The organism is Microbispora sp. NPDC046933, assembly GCF_040644635.1.
In the GTDB taxonomy this organism is placed as follows: Bacteria; Actinomycetota; Actinomycetes; order Streptosporangiales; family Streptosporangiaceae; genus Microbispora.
In genome coordinates this window covers 214,511-236,888 of the sequence record NZ_JBEYWW010000012.1, presented here as the reverse complement: position 1 = coordinate 236,888, position 22,378 = coordinate 214,511, and the positions used below count along the sequence as shown (strand labels likewise).

The window sequence follows — 22,378 nt, the reverse complement described above, 5'->3', positions numbered from 1 at the left end:
CCCGGCGCCGGCAGGTCAGCGGGAGGGGGCCGGAAGCGGTGGGGGCGGCGTCATGTCCAGCGCCTCAGCGATCGCGCCCATGATGCGCGTTGCCTCCTCCACCGCAAGCGCTCTCAGTCCCGCGGAGTCGCGCTCCCCGAAGTAGGAGCGGCTCATCCTGAACTCGGCCCTGGCGATCGACCTGCCACGTTCGACGTTCCCGAGGTTCCCGTCGGAGTTGACGACGACACCGACCTTGATTTTCCGCAACCCCGTCTGACTCCACCAGGCCCGCCATTCCTCGGAGTCGTTCAGGGCCCGGTCCAGCGCGTGAGCGGCGTTCCCGTACTGTCGCGGCGCGCTCTTCCAGGCCGAGCCCCGGCGCGTGTCGTACCACCGGCCGTCCGCCGGTAGCCCGGACAGCAGGGGATCGAACTCCTCGCACCAGTCCTGGCCGGCAACGTCCCACAGCACGGTCGCGGCGACGTCCACGAGCAGTTCGGCCTCCCCCGCGTCCCACTCTCCGCCCTCGGCCGCCGCCGGATCGGCGAGCACGGCCTCGTACCGCTCCCTGCCGGCGGCGACCACCGCATACAGCAGGTTCTCGTACGCGTCCCCGACGAGTGGGATCGGCGGCCGGCCCTCGTCGCTGACGTCGGGGATCGGACGCCCCTCCAGAGGGAGTTCGGCGAGCGCACCCACCTTCCCGGCGAGATGCGCGCAGAACGCCTCCACCTCCTCCGCGCTCAGCGACGACAGGCGTTCGCCCAGCAGATCGGCGCCGTCTTCGTCGATCACCCCGTCGAGAGTGTCGATCAAGTCCCAGAAAGTCTCGTCTGTCACCGGCCAAGCCTCTCGCACCTGTACGCAATCGAGCCGACGGGCGCCTTCGGCGTCTCCTCCACCAGGCCGCGATGCTCCACCACGGCCTGCACGGCCGAGTCCGCCATGTGGAGCGGGATGCCCGCGATCGCGAGGACGGATCATAGCTTCCGCCTCACCCAGCGAAAAAAGAAGTACACGAAGCCGAAATAGACAAGGCCAGAAGGTATGGAAACCAGTGTGGCCGCCTGCCAGGAGTAGCCGTAGGTGACATGAAACTTGACGACGGAGAGCAGGAACATGCCCGCCACGCAGAAGCCGGAAATCACCCTGACCACGCGGAACATCCGCCGATTCGGGTCTGGTTCAGCCATCGATACCCCCACTAAGGGGATAGCGGCGACCGTCGCGTCCAGCGAGACCGTCGAAGAGATATCCCAGTAGGGGGTGGCAGGAAAATCCGAAAGCACCGGCGGAAAAGCCCGCCGGGCATAAGTGAACCGCGGGACGAGCAGCCGCTCCCGCGGTCGCAATCACCGCCCACTCGTCCTGCGGGATCGCCGTGACGAAGCGTGGCATGTCCCCCCTTCCGCCGCGGCGAGTCCTCGACTCGCGTGGCGGTCAGTCAGTCATCCACAGATACCAGTCATTGCCGAGATGACGGACCAGCTCGTCGAATTCCCGCCCGTCGTCAGATCCCTTGGGCAGGTAGGCCAGGCCGTACTGCTCCAGGGACAGGAACGACCCCGAGCCGGCGATGGCGAAGCTGACACCACCATCCGGAAGCCGTCGGGGAGAGGCGACCGTGAAGAGACCGACCCTTTCCTGTCCTTCACCGGCGGTTCCGGCCGCCACCGCACGCGCGTAATCGTCCAGGGCCGCTTCGGACAGCGTGAAACCCGCCCATGTGCAGGCCCCGCTGAAGGCCACCACCACTGTGACCAACGCGATGAGCGGTGTCAGTGCGACCTCGAAGAACGGCCGATGACGCTTGTTCAGCAGTATCGTCGCAGACCAGGCGGAAAACAGCAAAAGCCAGCCGAGAAGGATCGGCGGGTGAACCGCCCACCTGATTCCGGGGTGGCTGCCGCCGTCATGGTCACCAGCGACAACAGAGCTGTCGCGACCGCCAGCACCGCCCACACCGACCGGAAAGCCCACGCAATCGTTCGCACCCATTCTCCTTCGGCGATGTAAATCCGGAACACATCTCCAACCCGGCCTTGACGATCTCCTTTCCTCGCTCGACGTGTTCGCGGCTCCCGTCAGCGCAGTCCGTGATCCGGCTTCTCCTGTCGTTACGAGCCCATGCGGACCAGGACCACACCACCAGGAATACGCATGGGCCGAATGCTCACATCTGAACAGCTTCCAACGACGGCGAATGCCGGCGAGGACGGAGTGCGGTCTGTCCCGATCGAATCATCCACGCGAAGTATATGAACTCACACAGATAGCCCAATTTGCCATGAAACTCTATTTCTCTATCCGGTCCCAAGTAATACGAAACCACGACGAGCGCCAGTCCGAGGAGTGCGGCGACCAGTCCGAGCGAGATCGTTGCACGCGACCAGCGTGCGCTGCGCGACTGGGTGACCACCATGGACAGAAGCCAGACATAGAATATCGGGCTCAGGCTTCCAAGGAATGCGAACGGCAGCTCGGCCGAGAGTAGGCGGGAGGGGGTCAGCGGGTGTATTCCAGCTCCGAGGAATGCAAGCGCAAGCACCCCACCAAGAACCAGAGAAGAAATACTGTGGACGCGGTGCACCCGACCCAGAGTTACCCGATAGAACATTATTGACAAGTAGAGGAACGCGGCGGACGCGATGAATGGAAATATTTCTGCGACAACCTTCAAGGCACGGACGCTCTCAGGCGCCAGGTCGAAGACCGCGTTAACCAGCCTGAATGACATCACCAGCACGCCAGACAGATAGAACGACATGCGCAGGCGGCCGATGTCGGATCCCACAGAGATGGGCGTATCGTCCGCAGTCGTGCGAGGATCACCGCGAAGAATCAGCCAGAGCAGCCACGCCTGAAGGATCCCGGCGACTATGTCAGGAATCATCAATGGCCAGGCGGATTGCATCTCGTTGGTGAGATCGACCCAGCCGATCGGCAGCATGTGGGCGACCTCACTGAGCGGGGACGTCGCCACTCGCAGCAACTCGCCGGAGGAATCCCTGTCAAGATGAGCCGCTCTGACGACTCCTATTGCCATGAGCAACAGATAGGCGGCCACGACGATCGCGGCGATGGTCCCGAAGCGATAAGCGGCGATTCTTCTCATCCTAGGTCCTCGCTCATTTCTTCTCCAACTCGTCCCAGAGAACGGGAATCGGCAACCCGGAATCCGCTTGAGTTCTGCCGCAGAATCTGCCGGGTCCAGCTGTACCTATAACCGCTCCGGCTTCCTCGCCGGAGAAGGTGTACGGCTCGGCCCAGCTCGCACCGTCCTCCCGCGCCCACTCCGTGATGAGCTGATCGCCGCACACCGTGTGCGCCGGTGGTGCGGCGAAACTCGTTACCTTCTTCTTGCTCTTGCTGTGGATGAGCCGTCGGCGTCGACGCCGATCACGGGGGTCGACTGGAGGTGTCGGCCGGCGGGCTTGTGGAGGCGGACTCCCATGGGGGATGCCGGCCACGGGTGTCGCTGGCTCGTTGAGCGCCTCCCAGCCGTTCGTGGCGGTCCCTGGTGTCGACCGCATGGTCCAGGCCATGTTCGGTCTGTTCGGCGTAGTTGTCCACGCGCGTGGCACTACTGCTGTCGGCGCTGGTCGCGACCACGCCCCCGTGCGGGTTCGTGAGCTGCGACGTGCGGGTGCCGCCGCTGGTCCGCGTCGCCTCCCACCCCGTGAACGCGCGTTCCGGGTCCAGGTGCCCTTGGCCTCAGCGATCCAGGCCGGCGAGTCACCTCATTGACACAGTGGTCGGTTCGGGTGCCGGCCGAGGACGCGGTCTGGCGGACGTGGCCGAGGCCTCCCGCGGTGTCGCAGCGCACCGCCACAGAGAACCCGTTCGACGTACGGACGGCCGCTCGGGCGGCATCATGAGAACGTCGGCGTGGTGGCCCGGCGGGCATCGACGCACGCCGTCCCGAGATCGGGCGGCTCTCGAAAGCCGGGTGCGCAACCGTTCCGATTCGAGCCGCCACGGTTCACCCGGTGGCGACGCGGCCGATGCGACCGCTCGTGGTCCGATCGCGCGGGTGGCGAACAGCCGGGCTCGCCGAACGGAGACAGCGAGAACAGGGATTCCCTCATGTGACACGCGCCACAGCGGGCGGCAATGCAACCGATTTCACTTCGGCGCACCTGCGCCTCCACTCTCGTGATTGGCAATTCAGGAACGGCGCCCGCACACATAGAAACGACACATTTTTGACTCAAGCCGTCGGAGAGAGATATGGTCAAATGGCGATCAAAGCCGTTTCGTCGGCGCGTTCACGCTGCTTTCATGCGAGGGGGACCGTGTTATACGCCGTGCTTGGACCGTTCCTGGCCATGAAACCCTCGGGGGACGTGATCGCCGGGCTCGCCCCGAGACACCGGCAGCTCCTGGCACTTTTCCTGCTCAATCCGAATATAGCGGTCCATCGGGATCGGCTCATCGATCTGTTGTGGAATGGCCGTCCCACCAAATCGGCGCCGCGGAATCTTACCACCTACATCGCACAGGTGCGGCGGCGGCTCTCGCCACGCGACCCCGCCCTTTCCCCGCTGCACACGGTGGAGGGCGGGTACCTTCTTTCCGTCCCACCCGGATCCGTGGATGCTGCAATATTCAACCATTTCTCGACACAGGGCAGAATCGCTCGGGACAATGGCGATTACCACAATGCGGCGAGGATGTTCGAGAACGCGCTGAGCCTGTGGCGGGGCGACGCCCTGCCCGGCATGAGGCACGTGGGCGAGCTCTCCGCGTGGGGCGAGCGGCTCGACGAGGACCGGCTCGCGGTGACCGAGGACCTCTTCGACGTACGGCTGGCGCTCGGGCACCATCACGAGATCGTCGGCGGCCTGGCCCAGTGGGCGAGACGGCACCCGCTGCGCGAACGGCCGCACAGGCAGCTCATGCTGGCGCTGCACCGGTCGGGCCGCACCCACGACGCCTCGGCGTCCTACCAGCGACTGCGCCGGACCCTGGTCGACCGCCTCGGCACCGAGCCGTCCCCCGCCACCCAGGCCCTCCACCAGCGGATCCTCACCGGCGACGACCCTCCGTCCGCCCTGATGCGTCTCTGTTCGGCCGCACAGCGCACAGAACGTACCTGACGTAGTGGCTCGGCTACCTTGATCGGAGAGAATCGGAGCGATCCTGCCGGTTACGGGGATGGCGGCGAACCACTAGGCTTGCGGCACACCGGTGATCCCGCGCGGGAGAGCGTCCTGGCATCCGGTCAGGGCCCCTGAAGGAGCAAGCCCTCCCCGCGAACCTCTCAAGGCAAAGGACCGTGCGGGCCAGGTGACCTCTGGAAAGAAGGCCGGAAGGCCTCGCCGAAGGTGAAAGTCCGGCAAATATCGGACGAAGCTCTCAGGCGCCGATGACAGAGGGGGAGGATGCCCGATAGTTGAACGCAGCATCCGTCCTTCCCGAGGTGCGCATGTCCCGATCCACCCCGCTCCACGGGGTCCACGAACGCCTGGGCGCGACCCTGACCGACTTCGCGGGATGGCAGATGCCCCTGCGCTACGGCAGCGAGTCGGCCGAGCACAACGCGGTGCGCACGGCCGCGGGGCTCTTCGACCTGTCCCACATGGGGGAGATCTTCGTCACCGGCCCGCAGGCGGGCGAGGCGCTCGACCACGCCCTCGTGGGGCACCTCAGCGTCCTCGCTCCCGGCCGCGCCCGCTACACCATGATCGTGGACGAGGACGGCGGCATCCTCGACGACCTCATCGTCTACCGGCTCGGCGAGGACGAGTTCATGGTCGTCGCCAACGCCTCCAACTACGCCGCCGTCGCCGGTGAGCTGGCCGCGCGCTCCGGGGCGTACGACGCGCGGATCGAGGACAGGTCCGACGAGTACGCGCTGGTCGCGGTGCAGGGGCCGCGCAGCGCCGAGATCCTGGCCGCGCTGACCGACGCCGATCTCGGCGAGCTCAAGTACTACGCCATCGTCCGCGCCACGGTCGCGGGCGCGGACGCCCTGATCGCCAGGACCGGCTACACGGGCGAGGACGGCTTCGAGCTGTTCGTCGCGAACGCCGACGCCGAGCCGCTGTGGAGCGCGCTCACCGAGGCGGGCGCCGGCCTCGGCCTCGTCCCCGCCGGGCTGTCCGCCCGCGACACGCTGCGCCTCGAGGCCGGGATGCCGTTGTACGGCAACGAGCTGAGCACCGGGACCACGCCGTTCGACCCGGGTCTCGGCCGGGTCGTCCGCTTCGACAAGCCCGGCGACTTCGTGGGCAGGGCCGCCCTCGAACGGGCCGCGGAGAACGGCACCACCCGGTGCCTGGTCGGGCTGGTGGCGCGCGGCCGCCGGGTGCCCCGGCACGGCTACCCGGTCACCCGGGAGGGCGCCGTCGTCGGCGAGGTGACCAGCGGAGCCCCGTCGCAGTCCCTCGGCCGCCCGATCGCCATGGCGTACGTGGACGAGGACGCCCTGGAGAAGGGTGGCCTGGCCGTGGACATCCGGGGCAGCCAAGAACCGGTCGACGTCGTCGATCTGCCTTTCTACAGGAGGAGCAAGTGAGCACCATTCCCGACGACCTGAGCTACACCAAGGAACACGAGTGGGTGGCCGGGATCGAGGACGGCCTCACCGTGACGGTGGGCATCACCGCGTACGCGGCCGAGCAGCTCGGCGACGTGGTCTACGTGGAGGTGCACAAGGAGGTCGGCGAGACGGTCGCGGCCGGCGACGCGGTCGGCGAGGTGGAGTCCACCAAGTCCGTGAGCGACATCTTCGCCCCGGTCGGCGGCGAGGTCGTCGAGATCAACGCCGCCGTCGTGGACAACCCCTCGCTGGTCAACTCCGACCCGTACGGCGAGGGCTGGCTGTTCCGCGTGCGGGTGGAGGAGGAGCCGGAGGACCTGCTGTCCGCCGCGGAGTACACCGCGCTCACCTCCGGCGAGTCCTGACAGGCGGCTGAGAGGCGACGGTCAATGGCGATCAGCGTCTTCGACCTGTTCAAGGTGGGGATCGGGCCGTCCAGCTCGCACACGGGCGGCCCGATGGCGGCGGCGCACAAGTTCGTCCGCGGGCTGCACCAGGACGGGCTGCTGGAGAAGGTCACCCGGGTCGAGGCCATCCTGTACGGCTCGCTCGGGCTGACCGGCAAGGGCCACGGCAGCGACAAGGCGGTCCTGCTGGGCCTGTCCGGCGACAAGCCCGAACTGGTCGACGTCGACACCGTCGACGAACGGCTGGCGGCGATGCGGGCGAGCGGCACGGTCACGTTGTACGGCGTGCGCGAGATCCCGTTCGTGGTCGGCGAGCACCTCGTCTTCGAGCGCAAGCTGTCGCTCCCCCACCACCCGAACGGCATGCGGTTCACCGCGTACGCCGACGACGCGGTGCTGCGCGAGAAGGTGTACTACTCGGTCGGCGGCGGCTTCGTGGTGGACGAGAACGCCACCGGCGCCGACCGGATCAAGCCCGACGACACGGTGCTGCCGTACGCCTTCACGACCGCGCACGAACTGCTCGCGCACTGCGCCGAGACCGGCCTGTCGATCTCCGGCCTGATGATGGAGAACGAGAAGGCCTTCGGCCGTACGGAGGAGGAGATCCGGGCCCGCCTGCTGCACCTGTGGGCGGTCATGGCCGAATGCGTGCGGCGCGGCACCGGCCGCGAGGGCGTCCTCCCGGGCGGCCTCAAGGTGCGCCGCCGGGCCCACCAGCTGTACCGGCGGCTGCAGGGCGAGGCCGACGGGACCGACCCGCTGCGGGCGATGGACTGGGTCACGCTGTTCGCGCTGGCCGTCAACGAGGAGAACGCCGCGGGCGGCCGGATCGTCACCGCGCCGACCAACGGCGCCGCCGGCATCGTCCCGGCCGTCCTGTCCTACTACATGCGCTTCCTTCCGGGCGCCGACGAGGACGGCGTCGTCCGCTTCCTGCTCACCGCGGGCGCGATCGGCGTGCTGTTCAAGGAGAACGCCTCCATCTCCGGGGCGGAGGTGGGCTGCCAGGGCGAGGTGGGCTCGGCCTGCTCGATGGCCGCGGCGGGCCTCACCGAGGCGCTCGGCGGGACGCCGGAGCAGGTCGAGAACGCCGCGGAGATCGGCATCGAGCACAACCTCGGCCTGACCTGCGACCCGATCGGCGGGCTCGTCCAGATCCCGTGCATCGAGCGCAACGCCGTCGCCTCGATCAAGGCGATCACCGCCGCCCGCATCGCGCTGCGCGGCGACGGCCGCCACTTCGTGTCGCTGGACAAGGCCATCAAGACGATGCGCGACACCGGCAGGGACATGCTCGACAAATACAAGGAGACCTCGCGCGGCGGCCTCGCCGTCAACGTCATCGAATGCTGACCGCCGGCCCGGTCCGCGGGGAGCGGAGCCGGCGGGAGCGAGGACCGGAGCTTGCCGCGGGCGCGGCGACGTCCCGGATCAGCGTTCGCGAGGAGTGACGTCTCCCGATGTGACGGACATGCCGGTCACCAATATCGTGGTGCCCTTCCGGTCGAACCAGGCCGGAGCATGCCCGGCTGACGAACCGGACCGGCAAGGCGGCATCGAGCCGGTCGCGGCCGCGAGGAGGAGGGCCGTCACGTGAGGTGGCGCGAGGCGCTGCGCCCGCATCGGGCGTTCCTGATCGTGCTGACGGCGGGCGTCGCGCTGCGCGCGCTCGCCGTGCTGGGCTACCGGCCCGCGCTGTGGTTCTGGGCCGACTCCTTCGCCTACCTCAGCTCGGCACTCGACCTGCGCCCGCTGCCCTCGCGGCCGTCCGGCTACTCCCTGTTCCTGGCCGCGCTGAGCCCGTTGCACAGCATCACCGCCGTCGTGATCGTCCAGCACCTGCTCGGTCTCGGCATGGCCGTCTGCGTGTACGCGCTGCTGCGCCGCCGTACGCGGCTGCCGGGCTGGGGGGCCGCGCTGGCGGCGGCGCCGGTGCTGCTCGACGTCCACCAGATCCAGCTCGAACACCTCGTCATGGCCGACCTGCTGTTCACCGCCCTGGTCGTGGCCGCCGTGACGGTCCTGCTGTGGCGCCCCAGGCCGGGCGCGTGGTCCGTCGTCGTGGCGCTGCTGCTGCTCGGACTGGCGACGATCACCCGCACCCTCGGGCTGCCCCTGATCGCGCTGGCGCTGCTGCCGGTGCTGTTCGCCAGACGCTGGAGGGCCGCACTCGCCGGGCTCGCCGCCGCGTCCGCCGTGCTCGGCGGGTACGCCGTCTGGTTCCACGACGCCCACGGTTCGTACGGGATGGGCGGCAGCAGCACGTGGCTGTGGTCGCGCACGATGACCTTCGCCGACTGCTCGGTCATGAAGCCGCCGAAGGAGCTGGCGGTGCTGTGCCCGTCGGAGCCCCGGCTCGCCGCGCCCGCCTACATCTGGGACGCCGACTCGCCCATCCAGCGGGTGAAGAAGGACAAGGATCGGCTGGCGAGCGAGTTCGCCTCGCTGGCCATCCGGAGCCAGCCACTCGACTTCCTGGCGACCGGTCTGCACGACGCCATGTGGGCGTTCGAGTGGGACAGGAAGGTCTACCCCTCCCCCGGGCCGCAGAGCGCGTACGTGTTCCCCGCCTCGGTGAAGCCGTTCACCTCGAAGGTGGCCTCCGGCGGCCGTACGGCGAGCGAGCTGACCACCGCCTATCAGCGCGGCTCCGGGGACACGAAGGTGGTCGAGCCGTTCGCGGGGTTGCTGCGCGCCTACCAGGAGCAGGGCTTCCTGCGCGGGCCGCTGCTGGCGGCGGTCCTGCTGGCCGGGCTCGCCGGGCTCGTGGCGCGGCGGTGGACGGCGCTGCTGCCCTGGGCCGCGGCGGCGGTCCTGCTCCTGCTGCCGCCCCTGATCGCCGCATTCGACCACCGCTACGTGGTGCCCGTCGTGCCGCTCGCCTGCCTGGCCGCCGGGCTCGCCCTCGGCACGGGCGCGACCCGCGCGCCGTGGCGCGCGGAGGGGCACTCAGGGGGGCGCTCAGGGGACCGGTCAGCGGCGGCGGACGTGCAGACGGACAACCGCAAGCGCGTCGTCGCGACCGACCGCGCGGCGAACGCGTGAGATCGCCGACTCGTCCAGCCGCCTGATCACCTGCCGCAGGTCGGCCGACCGCTGGAGTGACACCGACACCCGCAGCCTGCCGTCGCGCACGAGCCTCACCGAGATGCGGCCGATCCCGTCGATTCCCTTCAGCGCCACGCCGAGCATGGCGATGCCGGCACCGGTGCGGCTGCCGACCCGGCCCCAGCCGAGCGCCAGGACGAGCCAGCGGGTCGCGACCAGGGCGAGCGACATGGCCGCCCCGGCCAGCAGGGGCAGCGCCCACGGCTTCCCGTCGACCACGCTCGCGTCGACCACGCTTTTGCCGATCAGGGCCGCGCCCGGCCGCCCGCGCGCGGCGGACAGCAGGCCGAACCCCCCCGCGACCAGCGCGAGGCCCACCAGACAGAGCCCGATGCGGTTCCCCCATCGCGGACCCACGTCAGCTCCCTCTCCTGCGCAGCCGTACGACGACCTCGTGGCGGGACTGGACGCCGAGGCCCGCCAGCCGGTCTCCGACCGCCGCGCCGACCTCGCGCAGCAGGGCGCCGGTCGTGTCGGCGTCGGCCACCACGGCGACCTCGATCCGCCTGCGGAGGATGTGGACGTCGGCCCGCCGGACGTGCTCGACCTCGCGGGCCGACGCGGCGAGCGTCCGGCGCAGACCGGTGCGGGTCAGGCCCATCGCGAGCAGCGGGTCCCGGCATCCCAGAGGCACGAGCCGGGGACGGCCGGGAACGAGCGCGAGGGCCACCAGCCCCGCCCCACAGACGATCATGCCGGCCGCGGCGGCGGGGACGGCGGGGTCGGCCGCAGTGAGGTTCAGCAGCCGGGGCGGCAGCCGCCAGGGCGGGGACACCCCGAGCATGACGGCGACGACCACGGCGGTGAGCACCCAGCCGAGCAGGGCGATCACGGCGGCGACCACGACGGCGGCCGGGGTGCGGCCCGGCCGCAGGACACGCACGGCGCTCCGCCGGCCACCCGTACCGCTTCTGCCGCCCTTGGCATCCCTGCCGTCGCCCGCGCCCTCGGCGCCTGTGCCGCTTCCGGCGCTCGCGGCGCCCTCGGCGCCCTCGGCACCCGAGCCGCTGCCCGCGCCCCTGGCGCTCCTCGCCGACGAACCCGCCAGGATTCCCTGCACGACGCTCATCAGCCGTTCACCCTTCCCGCTCACCGCGCCGGGTCCGCTCGGTAGTCACCTCACCATGGGTACACGGAGCGGTGACGGGACGGGCGGGTCACCCGCCGCCTTGCGCGATCATGGCGGCTCCACGGCGGAGATTTTGCCCGGGCACGGTTAACGTGAACGGCGCTCATGTATTTCCCGGCTATGCCGTACTAGGCTGCGCGCATGGACGACCGACAGCGCCTCGACCAGGCGACGGCCCACCTGGAGCCGCCCTTCGCCGTCCTCGACATGGACGCGCTCCGGTCGAACGCGGCCGCCATGGTGCGCCGGGCCCGGGGCAAGCCGATCCGGATCGCCAGCAAGTCGATCCGGTGCCGGGCCGTGCTCGAACGGATCCTGGCCATGGACGGCGTCTCGGGCGTCATGGCCTTCACGCTGCCCGAGGCGCTGTGGCTGGTCTCCACCGGCCTGCGGGACGTGCTCGTGGCCTACCCGACGACCGACAGGACCGCGCTGCGCGCCCTGGGATCGGACGACGTCGCGGCACGGGAGATCACCGTCATGGTGGACTCGCCCGAACACCTCGACCTGATCGAGAGCCTGCGGCTCCCCCACCGGATCCGGGTGTGCCTGGACGTCGACGCGGGGTTCGTGGCCTTCGGCGGCGCGTTCCGGGCGGGCGCGCTGCGGTCGCCGATCCGCGAGCCCGAGCAGGCCGCCGAGATCGCCGCGCACATCGCCAAGCGCCCCGGGCTGCGGCTGACCGGACTCATGGCGTACGAGGCCCAGATCGCCGGGGTGGGCGACGACGTCCCCGGACCGTACGGCCGCGCGGTGCGCTGGATGCAGGAGCGGTCGCGCCGGGAACTGATCGTGCGGCGCGGCCGGATCGTGCAGGCCGTACGTCAGGTCGCCGACCTGGAGTTCGTCAACGGCGGCGGCACGGGAAGCATAGAGAAGACCGTCGCCGAGCGGGCGATCACCGAGGTCGCGGCGGGTTCCGGGTTCTTCCACCCTCGGCTGTTCGACTTCTACCGGAGCTTCACCGGCCGTCCGGCGGCGCTGTTCGCGCTGCCGGTCGTCCGCAAGCCGGCTCCGGACGTCGTGACCGTGCTCGGAGGGGGCTACCCCGCCTCCGGGGCCCCCGGGCCCACCCGGCTGCCCCAGCCGTACCTGCCGGCGGGGCTCAGGTATCACCCGGACGAGGGGGCGGGTGAGGTGCAGACGCCCCTTCTGGGCGAGGCCGCGGCCGACCTCCGCCTCGGCGACCGCGTGTGGTTCCGCCACGCGAAGGCCGGGGAACTGTGCGAGCGCTTCGCCGGTCTGCATCTCGTCGAGGGCGACCGGGTGACCGAGGAGGTCCCGACCTACCGCGGCGAGGGCAGGACCTTCCTGTGACCGCCACACCGGCTCTGTGGACCGCCGCCCCGGCCCTGTGACACCGCGCAGGCGCTGTTGGCTGCCGCCCCGGCTCTGGGGGAAGCACCTCAGGCGCTGTGGGCCGGCGCCCCGGCTCTAGGGGAGGCACCTCAGGCGCTGTGGGCTGCCGCCCCGGCTCTGAGGCGCCGTCGGCGGAGGCGCGGACGCCGCCGTGAACCACGTCACGGCGGCGGCGTCGCCCGGCGGGTCAGCGGGAGCGGCGGCGGAGCAGCACGATGGCCGCGCCCACGACGACGACCACGCCGATCCCGATCAGCACCGGAGCGATGTTGGGCGCCGGATATTCCGCGGGCTGCTCGCCTTCGCCGTCGGCCGGAGCGTACGTGCGCGGCCCCAGGACCATGTCTTCCATGGACGCGACGAAGTCACGCGCGTTGGCCTTCGCCTTCGCGACGCCGCGCTCCGCGACCCGCTTCGGGCTCACCCGGTCCGCGATGGCGTCGACCGTGCGAGCGAGCTCCGCCCGCGTGCGCTCGATCTTCCGTTCCAGCGCATCGGGATCGGTGTCCGCCATGCGATCCCCCTCCTGTGGTATTCGTGTCTGATCAGTCTGCCAGGTCCGGCGATCGCCCCGTACAGCGGCTGAGCCGGTAGTTTGGTTGACGCTTGCCCGCCGATCGCCGCGGGTCACCTTTTCCGGAGGACGTGATGAGCAAGCTCCAGCCCGGCGACGCCGCGCCGGACTTCACACTGACCGACGCCGACGACAACGAGGTCTCACTGGAGTCGTTCCGCGGCAGGAGGGTCATCCTGTACTTCTACCCGGCGGCGATGACCCCCGGATGCACCAAGCAGGCCTGCGACTTCCGCGACAACCTCGGGGCGCTGACCGAGCAGGGCTTCGTGGTGCTGGGCGTGTCCAAGGACAAGCCCGCCAAGCTGCGGCAGTTCCGCGAGCGCGACGCGCTCACCTTCCCGCTGCTGTCCGACACCGGCCTGGACGTGCACAAGGCGTACGGCGCGTACGGCGAGAAGACGAACTACGGCAAGACCGTGATGGGCGTCATCCGGTCCACGTTCGTCATCGACCCCGACGGGAAGATCGAAAAGGCTCTCTACAACGTGAAGGCCACCGGTCACGTCGCCCGCCTCATAAAAGAGCTGGGGATTTCCTGACATATCCCTTTCGCCACGCTCCCGGAATTGTCGGCGGCGGCCGATAAATTCCGGGGCATGGCGAAGTACAAGTACACCCCCGAGTTGCTTGCCGACGCGGCGGCCGCCGCGCGCAGCATCGCCGACGTGTTGCGCCATCTCGGCATCCCGTGGTCGGGTGGCGCCCACGCTCACATCAGCCGCCGCCTCAAGCACTTCGGCATCGACACCTCCCACTTCGGCAGGCCCTCTCCGGACAAGAGCGCCCCGGCGTCCCGGCGATACCTGCCTGTGGAGATCCTGGTGCTGCTGCCCCCGGGATCCGGTCGCGAGAAGCCTCGCAAGCTCAGGCGGGCGCTACAGGAAGTAGGAGTCCCATACGTCTGCGCAGACTGTAGGATAGGCGGCGCCTGGCAGGGTCGGCCGCTGACATTGCACATCGACCACATCAATGGCAATTGGCTGGACAACAGAAAAGAGAATCTGCGATTCCTCTGCCCGAACTGTCATTCCCAGACGGAGAATTTCGCAGGCAGAGGAAGAGGAAAAGGGGTCGTAGCCCAATCGGCAGAGGCAACGGTTTTAGGTACCGTACAGCGCGAGTTCGAATCTCGTCGACCCCACTGCGATTCAGAGAATGATGGCGAGCCACGAAATCATTCGAGAGCCCGAAAGCCGCCGAATTCCGAGCGGCCGACGCTCGCGAAGCTGAACCTGATGCTCGGGGCCGACGATCTGTCCTTCCTGGAGCGGTTCGTGTCCGCCGGAGGAGCGCGCTCGCGGACCGCGGCCATTCGTACGGCCATCGCTCTGCTCCGCGCTCAGAGCGAGCGGGAGTGACGGTCTTGGGGAGATATCGCCCGCCCGGAACAGGTCAGTTGTTCGTCCGTGGCTGCCTGGTGTTGGGGTGTTTGTCACTCGGTGTCCCTACCGTGCCCGCCATGAGAAAGCTTTCGATCACCTTGGGCGCCGCGGCCCTGGCCGTGGGGCTGACCTCGTCCGCGCTGTCGTCCCCCGCGCTGGCCGCCCCTCGGCCTGCCGACTTCGGCCAGGCGACGCTCACGGGTTTCGCCGTCCTGCCCGCCGAGACCTTCGTCCCCGGCAGCGAGCCCTCGGGCTCGGCCATCGGGGCCGGGCCGTTCAACGGAATCGCCGCGCCCTTCCCCGGGCAGCCGGTCCAGGGCTTCAGCGGAGTCGTCAAAAGGGGTGACGGCACCTACGACGTGCTGTCCGACAACGGCTATGGAAACAAGGCCAACAGCGCCGATTTCCTCCTGCGCGTCCACCGCGTCAAGCCCGATCTCAGGACCGGGAAGCTGGAGGTGCTCGGCGGGTTCAACCTGAGCGACCCGGACAGGCGCGTGCCGTTCGCCCTGACCCGGACCGACCGGGTGCTCACCGGCGCCGACTTCGACGTGGAGTCGATCCTGCGGTCGTCCGACGGCACCTACTGGATCGGCGACGAGTTCGGCCCGTTCCTGCTGCACTTCTCGTCCTCCGGACGGCTCCTCCAGGCCCCGATCCCGCTCCCCGGCGTGATGGCGCCGGAGAACCCGAACCTGAACGGCGGGCAGCCCAACATCCGCAGCAGCAAGGGCTTCGAGGGCATGGCCCGCTCGGTCGACGGCCGCCGCCTCCACCCGCTGCTGGAGGGGACGGTGGACGGTGACACGCCCGGCGACCTGCGCATGTACGACTTCGACCTGCGCACCGGCAGGTACGGCGCGCGGTGGTGGACCTACCGCCTTGAGTCGCCCTCGAACGCCATCGGGGACGCGATCGCGGTCGACGACCACCGGTTCCTGGTCATCGAGCGGGACAACGAGCAGGGCGACGCCGCCGCCTTCAAGCGCATCTACCTGGCCGACGCCGCCGACCGGGATCGCGACGGCCGCATGGACAAGACCCTGGTCGCCGACCTGCTCAATCTGGCCGACCCGAAGGGCATCGGCGGCTCCGGCCGGACGTTCCGCTTCCCGTTCCAGACGATCGAGGACGTGGCCCTGCTCGACGACCGCACTCTCGCGGTGCTGAACGACAACAACTTCCCGTTCTCGTCCGGCCGCACGGCGGGCAAGGCCGACAACGACGAGTTCATCACCATACGGCTCTCGCGGCACCTGCACGCCGACCGGCGCGCGCTCCAGTGATCGGCCAGGCGACAAACCCTGGCGCGTTGTTCACCCGGTGACCGCACGGATCTCGTGAACGCGGCGATCCCGTAGGCGGCGTGAAAACGCGCGGGAAACCCGTAGGCGCGCGCCGGCCCCTCCGCCGGCGCGCGCCTACCGGAAAGCGAAGCCTCAGCCGCCGGGCGCCTGGCAGCGCACTCCGGCGTCGGTGCGCCTGCACCAGGGCGGCAGGAAGTCGTCCTGGGACTGCGGCGCGTCCTGGCCGAAGCCGCGGGGGAAGAAACGCTGCCGGTCGCCTCCGGCGTCCCAGCTCGTCGCCACGTCCGCCCGGCCCCACACCATGCCGGTGACGGCCACGATGCCACCGCCGAGGAGCGCTCCGACGAGCGCGGACGCGATGCCGACGGCGACGAGCTGCCCGGTGTGTCCGCGAGGGAGCCGAGCCGTCAGGCGTGCCGGGAAGCCGGGCTGCGAAGCCGGCGCGAACGGTGGCCTCGGGTCCTGCCAGCCCGGTGCGTTCCACCCCGCGCCGCCGGGGCCGAAGGCGTACCCGCTGCCGGTCGGGGGCGCACTCGTGGCTCCCGGTCCGGGCCGGCCAGGGCCGGCGGGGCCTGCCCAGGGCGACTGCGGCCCTGCAGCCCCGGGTGAGTTCGCCGGGCCGATCCAGGATGAGCCCGGCCCCGCAGCCCCGGGCGTGTTCGCCGGGCTGGTCCAGGGTGATGCGAAGTCCGGTCGAGGTGGCGGTGGCGCGGTCGGCCTGTTCGGCCCAACCGACCCGGTTGAGGCGGTTGACGCGACCGGCCCAATCCCAGCCGGCCCAGACCCAACCGTCCCAGACCTAACCGGCTGAGACCCAACCAGCGCAGACCCAGACGGCCCGGTTGCCACGGCCGGCCCAGTCGGCCCAGTGGGCCCGGTGGTCGCGGTCGGCTCACCTGACCCGGCCGGCCCGGTTTCCGGCTCCGGGCGCGGGCCGCGCGGCTCGTCCCCGACGCCGCGCGACCCCGCGTCCTGATCCGCCATTCAGAGCTCCCTTTACCCGCTTCGCAGAAGCGTTCCCGCGAACAAGAATGCGCCGTGATCCGTAAGAACGGCGTAAGCGCGGCGGGCGGCTGCGACCTGAGTCGTACCGCCGTATCCGCCGCAAGAGTGAGACCTTTCTGAGCAGCCGATACATATGGTTGGGTACGTGTTCGGCAGACTGCGCGCCTGGACCCGGCGCCACAGCAAGCTCGTGGACGCGCTCACGATCTCCCCACTGGCGCTGTTGAGCCTGGTCACCGTCGAGGCGTTCAGCCGGGCCGGCTCGGCCGGGGGGCGATATGTCGGCGTGCCCGGGCTGCTGCTGCTGTCGGCCGCGCTCATCGTTCCGCTGGTGTGGCGCCGCGACCACCCCCGTGAGGTGTTCGCGGTGGTCGCCGCCGTCAGCTCCGTCCAGTGGCTGCTCGACGTCATCGTCATGCCAGGCAACATCGCGGTGCTCGTCGCGCTGTACGGCGTCGCCTCGCGGTGCACGCTGCGGTGGGCGCTGGCCGCCGGGGCGGTCGCCGAGTTCGGGCTGCTGCTGGCGACGCTGCGCTGGTCTCCCGACTCCGGGCAGGCATGGCCGTCGTCGTCGGCCTTCATCGTCGCCGTCTGGATCGCCGGGATTTACGCCAACACCCGCCGCCGTTACGTGGAGAGCCTCGTCGAACGCGCCGAGCGGGCCGAGCGGGAACGCGACCAGCAGGCGCGCATCGCGGCCGCCGCCGAGCGCGCCCGCATCGCCCGCGAGCTGCACGATGTCGTGGCGCACAACGTCAGCGTGATGGTCGTCCAGGCCGACGGCGCGGGATACGCCATCGACGGCGACCCCGAGCAGGCGCGCCGCGCGATGCAGGCGATCTCGGCGACCGGGCGGCAGGCGCTGGCCGAGATGCGCAGGCTGGTGGGCGTGTTGCGGCACGACGCCGGCAGCCCGGCGGAGGAGTACGCGCCGCAGCCCGGCGTCGCCCAGCTCGGCGACCTGATCAGGCAGGTCAGGGACTCGGGGCTGCCGACCGAGTTCACCGTGTCCGGCACCGCCCAGACGCTGCCCGAGGGCGAGCAGCTCGCCGTCTACCGGATCGTGCAGGAGGCGCTGACGAACGCGCTCAAGCACGGCGGTCCCGGCACGCGGGCCTGGGTGGAGATGACGTACGGCAGGGGCGAGATCGAGCTGAGGATCAGCGACGACGGCAGGGGCGCCGCGGCGCCGCGCCTGGTCGGCGGGCACGGACTGATCGGCATGCGGGAGAGGGCGGCGATGTACGGCGGAAGCGTCGACGCGGCCCCCCGGCCGGGCGGCGGGTTCCGGGTGGTCGCCCGGATCCCCGTCGGGATGGCCGCATGAGGCGGCCGTCCCCGGACCGCGGTGACCCGGCCGTCGCCGGACCGCGTACGGTTACGGGATCGCGGCGATGACGAGCGGAGCGGAGCGGCAGTGATACGCGTCATGCTGGTCGACGACCAGGAGCTGGTGCGGACCGGGTTCCGGATGGTCCTCGGGGCGCAGCCGGACATCGAGGTCGTGGGCGAGGCGGCGGACGGGCTGGCGGCCGTCGAGGCGCTGCGCACGCTCGAGGCGGACGTGGTCCTCATGGACGTCCGCATGCCGCGGATGGACGGCGTGGAGGCCGCCCGCGTCATCTGCGCGGCGCCGGACGGCCCCAAGGTGCTGATCCTGACGACGTTCGACCTCGACGAGTACGCGTTCGCCGCGATCAAGGCGGGCGCGGCGGGGTTCCTGCTGAAGGACGTGCCGCCGGCCGAGCTGATCAGCGCGATCCGGTCGGTGCACTCCGGGGACGCGGTGGTCGCGCCGAGCACGACCCGCCGCCTGCTCGACCGCTTCGCCGTGCTCCTGCCGGAGGGGGACGCGCGGCGGCAGGACGCGGGCGTGCTGACGGCGCGGGAGCGGGAGGTGATGGTCCACGTGGCCCGCGGCCTGTCGAACTCCGAGATCGCGGCGCGGCTGCATCTCGCGGAGGCGACCGTGAAGACCCACCTCGGCCGGATCCTGGCCAAGCTGGAACTGCGCGACCGCGCCCAGGTGGTCGTCTACGCGTACGAGACCGGCGTGGTCTCCCCCGATCATCCGCGCGGCTGAGACCGGACTACCTCACAAGTCGCACACGTCCCGGCGAGACCGTCCCGGGGCCGCATGCGGAGAACGTCCGCGAGGCCGAGGAAACGCCCTGATCAGAGCCATAGCGTGGCGTCATGACCACAACAACTGAGGTTCGCACCGCGGTCGTCGCGCGGGGACTGACGAAGGTGTACGGAGAGGGCGACGCGGCGGTGCACGCGCTGCGCGGCGTCGACGTGGGCTTCGCCGCGGAGGAGTTCACCGCCATCATGGGGCCGTCCGGCTCCGGCAAGTCCACGCTGATGCACTGCCTGGCCGGATTGGACACCGTGACGGACGGTCAGGTGAGCATCGGCGGCGTCGAGATCACCGGTTTGAACGACAAGCAGCTCACGCTCCTGCGGCGCGAGCGCGTCGGGTTCATCTTCCAGGCGTTCAACCTGCTGCCGACGCTGACGGCCGAGCAGAACATCCGGCTCCCGTTGGAGATCGCGGGCCGCCAGGCCGACCAGGCGTTGTTCGACCGCGTGATCGAGACGGTCGGCCTGCGTGACCGGCTCAGGCACAAGCCGAGCGAGCTGTCGGGCGGGCAGCAGCAGCGCGTCGCCGTCGCGCGGGCGCTCATCAGCAAGCCCGAGGTGATCTTCGCCGACGAGCCGACCGGCAACCTCGACTCGCGCAGCGGCGCCGAGGTGCTGGCGTTCCTGCGCAGGTCCGTACGCGAGCTCGGGCAGACGATCGTGATGGTGACCCACGACCCCGTGGCGGCGTCGTACGCCGACCGGGTGGTCTTCCTCAGGGACGGGCTGCTGGTGAGCGAGGTCCAACGGCCGACGCCGCAGGCCGTGCTCGACACGCTGATGGCGCTGGAGGCCTGAGCCGTGTTCAGGACCACCCTCACCGGGCTCCTGGCGCACCGCCTGCGCCTGGTGCTCACCTCCCTGGCGATCGTGCTCGGGGTCGGCTTCATCGCGGGCACGTTCGTGCTCACCGACACCATCGACGCCGGGTTCTCCCAGTCGTTCGCCGCGGACGCCGACAAGGTGGACGTGGTGGTGACGCCCAAGGACGACGCCGAGCGCGACGGGAACCTGCCGGAGAGCGCGCTCGCCGCGGTCAAGGCGGTTCGGGGTGTCAAGGACGCCCAGCCGATGGTGTCCGGGGACGCGCCGGTGATCGGCAAGGACGGCAAGGTCGTGGGGGACTTCCCCACCGCCGGGGTGTCCATCCCGGCGAGCCGCATCAAGATCACCTCCGGAAGGGCCCCCTCAGCCGCCGGCGAGGCGGTGCTCGACAAGAACACCGCCAAGGCCGAGGGGTTCGCGCCCGGAGCCACCGTCACGGTGCTCGACCAGGCCGGAAAGCAACAGAAGTTCCGGCTCGTCGGGATCTTCGACGTGGGCCTCGACCAGAACCTCGCCTACCGGGGAGCGGTCGCCTTCACCCCCGCCACGGCGCGGCGCGTCACCGGCGCCAAGGGCTTCACCGAGATCGACGTCGTCTCCTCGGGCCCCTCGCCGGAGAGCCTGCGTACGGCCGTCGCGGCGGCCGTGGGCGACGCGAAGGTCGTGACCGGGCGGGAACGCGCCGACGAGGTTGCCAAGCGCAACAACATGGACACGTCCTTCATCCGGCTGGGCCTGCTGCTGTTCGGCGCGGTCGCGCTGCTCGTCGCCGCGCTCGTGATCTACAACACCTTCAACATCCTGGTCGCCCAGCGGATGCGCGAGATGGCGCTGCTGCGCTGCATCGGCGCCACCAAGCGGCAGGTCTTCGGCTCGATCGTGCTGGAGTCCGCCGTGGTCGGCCTGCTGTCGTCGGTGCTCGGCCTGCTGACGGGCCTCGGCCTCGGGGCCGCCGCGATCGCCGCGCTGAGGGCCTTCGGGACGGACATCCCCACGGGCACCGTGAGCCTGTCCCCGCAGACGATCGCCGTCGGCATGTGCACCGGCGTCGTCGTGACGATGGCCGCCGCCCTGCTCCCGGCGCGTCAGGCCACCCGCGTGCCGCCCGTCGCGGCGCTGCGCACGCAGGTCGAGGAGCGCGCGTTCCGCACCGGGGTCGTACGGGTGGTCGTCGCCGCCCTGTTCCTGCTCGCCGGGGTCGGCCTCACGGCGGCGGGCGTGCTGCAGAAGCCGGGTCAGGCGGCGCTGCTGACGGTCATGGCGGGTGGCGTGCTCGTGTTCTTCGCGGTGCTCATCCTCGGCCCGGTGATCGTACGACCGCTGAGCGGGCTGGCCGGCTGGGTGCCGGCGCGGCTGTTCGGCGTGCCGGGACGGCTCGCCGTGGACAACTCGCGACGCAACCCCAAGCGGGCGGCGACCACGACGGTGGCCCTGACCGTCGGCGTGACGCTGATGACGTTCATGGCGGTCCTGACCTCCACGGTGCGGACCACCGTGAACGACCAGCTCGACCAGCAGTTCCCCGCCGACTACATCCTGTCCGCGCAGACGGGCACGATCCCCCGCTCGGTCGCCGACACGCTGCGCGCGAGCCGCGACCTGGCCGCGGTGACCGAGTTCCGCGGGAAGAAGGCCAAGGTGAACGGCCGCGAGTTCGAGGTGGGCACGGTCACCCAGTCGGCCATCGGCACCGCCATCAAGCCGGAGGCGTCGTCCGGCAGCATGGACGGCTTCGGCGCGGGCCAGGTCGCAGTGGCGGACTACGTGGCCCAGGACCTCGGCGTCAAGGTGGGCGACACCGTGACCGTCGCGTCAGGCGGGCGGAGGACCCCCCTCAAGGTCGTGGCGGTGCTGAAGGCCGAAGTGTCCCTGCTGCCGCCGTTCACCATGGCGGAGCAGGCGTTCGAGCGGCACTTCGGCAGGGTGGACGACGCGCAGGTCCTGGTGGACGCCGCCGACGGCGTCGCCCCCGAGCGGGCGCGCAAGGTCGTGGACGCCGCCACGGCGGCCTACCCCGCGGTCAAGGTCGGCAGCACCACCGAGATCCGCGGCCAGTTCGACGACGCGATCGACTCGATGCTCATGGTCGTCACCGGGCTGCTGGCCCTCGCGATCGTGATCTCGCTGCTCGGCATCGCCAACACGCTGTCGCTGTCGGTCCACGAGCGCACCCGCGAGTCCGCGCTGCTGCGCGCCCTGGGCCTGACCCGGCCGCAGCTGCGGGGCATGCTCTCGGTCGAGGCGCTGGTCCTCGGCCTGGTGGGCGCGATCGTCGGCGTCGTGCTCGGCGTCGCGTACGGCTGGGCGGCGACGACGACTCTCGCGGGGAACGTCTCCTTCCAGCTTCCGGTCGGGCAGATCCTGATCTTCATCGCCGCTTCGGGCCTGGCCGGAGTGCTCGCCGCGCTGCTGCCCGCCCGCCGTGCCGCCCGGGCCTCGGTCGTCGGGGCGCTGGCCGCCTCCTGACCGCCGCTCACCCGGCTCCGGCCGGGCCGGTACGGCGGTCGCCCGGGCCGCCCGCGCGAGCGGGTGACCCGGGCGGCGGTCGGAGCACACAGGAATGAGGCCGCCCCCGGCCGCCCGACGCCCGAGCCCGACGCCCGACGCT

Annotated in this window: 21 protein-coding genes, 1 tRNA gene, 1 pseudogene and 1 riboswitch; of the genes and pseudogenes, 15 read left to right on the top strand and 8 right to left on the bottom strand. The window is 70.5% G+C overall.

Going from position 1 to position 22,378, the window contains the following annotated elements; genetic code table 11:
- Positions 1-15 precede the first annotated feature (15 nt).
- The 4 genes from ABZ857_RS18720 to ABZ857_RS18705 form a co-directional block, all read right to left on the bottom strand.
- Positions 16-822, bottom strand: coding sequence for a DUF4240 domain-containing protein (locus ABZ857_RS18720; RefSeq protein WP_357044463.1), 807 nt, complete (start codon positions 820-822; stop codon positions 16-18).
- A gap of 140 nt (positions 823-962) precedes the next feature.
- Positions 963-1,175, bottom strand: a complete 213-nt coding sequence (locus ABZ857_RS18715; protein ID WP_357044461.1) for a hypothetical protein — start codon at positions 1,173-1,175, stop codon at positions 963-965.
- Positions 1,176-1,422: 247 nt separating this feature from the next.
- Positions 1,423-1,980 (bottom strand): hypothetical protein, encoded by a 558-nt coding sequence (locus tag ABZ857_RS18710; protein ID WP_357044459.1) that lies wholly within the window; start codon positions 1,978-1,980, stop codon positions 1,423-1,425.
- 175 nt (positions 1,981-2,155) lie between these two features.
- The gene (locus ABZ857_RS18705; RefSeq protein ID WP_357044457.1) at positions 2,156-3,097 is read right to left on the bottom strand and encodes a hypothetical protein; all 942 of its coding nucleotides are present in this window, start codon (positions 3,095-3,097) and stop codon (positions 2,156-2,158) included.
- An 889-nt stretch (positions 3,098-3,986) separates the two neighbouring features.
- Between ABZ857_RS18705 and ABZ857_RS18700 the strand changes: the two genes are divergently transcribed.
- From ABZ857_RS18700 to ABZ857_RS18680, 5 genes are all read left to right on the top strand, one after another.
- On the top strand, positions 3,987-5,081 hold the full coding sequence (locus ABZ857_RS18700; RefSeq protein WP_357044493.1) for an AfsR/SARP family transcriptional regulator: 1,095 nt from the start codon (positions 3,987-3,989) through the stop codon (positions 5,079-5,081).
- A gap of 92 nt (positions 5,082-5,173) precedes the next feature.
- A riboswitch (glycine riboswitch) is annotated at positions 5,174-5,271 on the top strand.
- A 139-nt stretch (positions 5,272-5,410) separates the two neighbouring features.
- Positions 5,411-6,502 carry a glycine cleavage system aminomethyltransferase GcvT gene (gene gcvT, locus ABZ857_RS18695; RefSeq protein WP_357044491.1) on the top strand — a complete coding sequence of 364 codons (1,092 nt, stop codon included), beginning with the start codon at positions 5,411-5,413 and terminating at the stop codon, positions 6,500-6,502.
- Positions 6,499-6,891: a glycine cleavage system protein GcvH gene (gene gcvH / locus ABZ857_RS18690; protein ID WP_357044455.1), complete on the top strand. Its 393-nt coding sequence runs from the start codon at positions 6,499-6,501 to the stop codon at positions 6,889-6,891. The genes gcvT and gcvH overlap by 4 nt, the downstream gene beginning before the upstream one ends.
- Positions 6,892-6,915: 24 nt before the next feature.
- Positions 6,916-8,289 (top strand): L-serine ammonia-lyase, encoded by a 1,374-nt coding sequence (locus ABZ857_RS18685; RefSeq protein ID WP_357044454.1) that lies wholly within the window; start codon positions 6,916-6,918, stop codon positions 8,287-8,289.
- A gap of 240 nt (positions 8,290-8,529) precedes the next feature.
- Positions 8,530-9,981 carry a hypothetical protein gene (locus ABZ857_RS18680; protein ID WP_357044452.1) on the top strand — a complete coding sequence of 484 codons (1,452 nt, stop codon included), beginning with the start codon at positions 8,530-8,532 and terminating at the stop codon, positions 9,979-9,981.
- On the opposite strand, the gene ABZ857_RS18675 is transcribed toward ABZ857_RS18680, so the two are convergent.
- The gene (locus ABZ857_RS18675) at positions 9,910-10,401 is read right to left on the bottom strand and encodes a hypothetical protein (RefSeq protein WP_357044450.1); all 492 of its coding nucleotides are present in this window, start codon (positions 10,399-10,401) and stop codon (positions 9,910-9,912) included. The genes ABZ857_RS18680 and ABZ857_RS18675 overlap by 72 nt on opposite strands.
- Before the next feature lies 1 nt (position 10,402).
- Positions 10,403-11,113 (bottom strand): DUF6286 domain-containing protein, encoded by a 711-nt coding sequence (locus ABZ857_RS18670; RefSeq protein WP_357044448.1) that lies wholly within the window; start codon positions 11,111-11,113, stop codon positions 10,403-10,405.
- A 201-nt stretch (positions 11,114-11,314) separates the two neighbouring features.
- Between ABZ857_RS18670 and ABZ857_RS18665 the strand changes: the two genes are divergently transcribed.
- Positions 11,315-12,490: an amino acid deaminase/aldolase gene (locus tag ABZ857_RS18665; RefSeq protein WP_357044447.1), complete on the top strand. Its 1,176-nt coding sequence runs from the start codon at positions 11,315-11,317 to the stop codon at positions 12,488-12,490.
- Between the two features lie 229 nt (positions 12,491-12,719).
- On the opposite strand, the gene ABZ857_RS18660 is transcribed toward ABZ857_RS18665, so the two are convergent.
- The gene (locus ABZ857_RS18660; protein ID WP_357044445.1) at positions 12,720-13,046 is read right to left on the bottom strand and encodes a DUF3618 domain-containing protein; all 327 of its coding nucleotides are present in this window, start codon (positions 13,044-13,046) and stop codon (positions 12,720-12,722) included.
- Positions 13,047-13,180: 134 nt separating this feature from the next.
- Between ABZ857_RS18660 and bcp the strand changes: the two genes are divergently transcribed.
- The 5 genes and pseudogenes from bcp to ABZ857_RS18635 all read left to right on the top strand — a co-directional run bounded on the left by bcp (position 13,181) and on the right by ABZ857_RS18635 (position 15,777).
- Positions 13,181-13,648, top strand: coding sequence for a thioredoxin-dependent thiol peroxidase (bcp, locus tag ABZ857_RS18655; protein WP_357044443.1), 468 nt, complete (start codon positions 13,181-13,183; stop codon positions 13,646-13,648).
- Positions 13,649-13,705: 57 nt separating this feature from the next.
- Positions 13,706-14,140 (top strand): annotated as a pseudogene (locus ABZ857_RS18650) (HNH endonuclease); the annotation flags it as partial.
- 36 nt (positions 14,141-14,176) lie between these two features.
- A tRNA-Leu gene (locus ABZ857_RS18645) sits at positions 14,177-14,250 on the top strand.
- Between the two features lie 94 nt (positions 14,251-14,344).
- Positions 14,345-14,467 carry a hypothetical protein gene (locus tag ABZ857_RS18640; protein ID WP_357044442.1) on the top strand — a complete coding sequence of 41 codons (123 nt, stop codon included), beginning with the start codon at positions 14,345-14,347 and terminating at the stop codon, positions 14,465-14,467.
- Positions 14,468-14,568: 101 nt separating this feature from the next.
- Positions 14,569-15,777, top strand: a complete 1,209-nt coding sequence (locus ABZ857_RS18635; RefSeq protein WP_357044440.1) for an esterase-like activity of phytase family protein — start codon at positions 14,569-14,571, stop codon at positions 15,775-15,777.
- Between the two features lie 153 nt (positions 15,778-15,930).
- Here the strand turns inward: ABZ857_RS18635 and ABZ857_RS18630 are convergent, their stop codons facing one another.
- Complete coding sequence (locus ABZ857_RS18630; RefSeq protein ID WP_357044438.1) at positions 15,931-16,116, bottom strand: hypothetical protein; 186 nt, start codon at positions 16,114-16,116, stop codon at positions 15,931-15,933.
- An 832-nt stretch (positions 16,117-16,948) separates the two neighbouring features.
- Here ABZ857_RS18630 and ABZ857_RS18625 point away from each other — a divergent pair.
- From ABZ857_RS18625 to ABZ857_RS18610, 4 genes are all read left to right on the top strand, one after another.
- Positions 16,949-18,130 (top strand): sensor histidine kinase, encoded by a 1,182-nt coding sequence (locus ABZ857_RS18625; protein WP_357044436.1) that lies wholly within the window; start codon positions 16,949-16,951, stop codon positions 18,128-18,130.
- A 90-nt stretch (positions 18,131-18,220) separates the two neighbouring features.
- Entirely contained in the window at positions 18,221-18,886 is a 666-nt protein-coding gene (locus ABZ857_RS18620) for a response regulator transcription factor (protein WP_357044434.1), read from the top strand.
- Between the two features lie 113 nt (positions 18,887-18,999).
- Positions 19,000-19,743, top strand: a complete 744-nt coding sequence (locus ABZ857_RS18615) for an ABC transporter ATP-binding protein (RefSeq protein ID WP_357044432.1) — start codon at positions 19,000-19,002, stop codon at positions 19,741-19,743.
- Between the two features lie 3 nt (positions 19,744-19,746).
- Complete coding sequence (locus ABZ857_RS18610; protein ID WP_357044430.1) at positions 19,747-22,236, top strand: FtsX-like permease family protein; 2,490 nt, start codon at positions 19,747-19,749, stop codon at positions 22,234-22,236.
- Positions 22,237-22,378: the final 142 nt, after the last annotated feature.